The 318-nt window shown below is 46.9% G+C and carries 1 pseudogene; it reads left to right on the top strand.

Annotated elements, in window-relative coordinates:
• Positions 1 to 249, top strand: a pseudogene (locus tag AB4623_RS24175) (ATP-dependent helicase); the annotation flags it as partial.
• Positions 250 to 318: the final 69 nt, after the last annotated feature.

The raw sequence follows: 318 nt of genomic DNA, 5'->3' as shown, positions 1-318 counted from the left end.
ACTGGCCGTGCGGGTAACAGCGGCTTAGCGATCTCTTTGATGAGTCAGGATGAAGCTTACCTATTGGGTGACATTGAGCGATTACTTGATACGCGCTTGCCTCAAGAGTGGCTAGAGGGCTTTGAACCAAGCCTTGAAAAAGATCTAGCGCCCGATCGTGGTGGTCGCAGCAAGAGCCGTTCATCAGAAAAACGTAAGATGAAAGCGAAGCTTAAGATTCACCAAAACCGCGGTAAAGCACGTCGTTAACAAGCTGGACAAAGCTCCAGTTTAAAGATCTATACATATAAAAATGCGCCGTTACAGTGACTTCTGTAA

It is taken from the genome of Vibrio sp. 10N.222.52.C12, assembly GCF_041474215.1.
In the GTDB taxonomy this organism is placed as follows: Bacteria; Pseudomonadota; Gammaproteobacteria; order Enterobacterales; family Vibrionaceae; genus Vibrio; species Vibrio crassostreae_C.
This window is presented reverse-complemented; position numbering and strand designations above follow the sequence as displayed.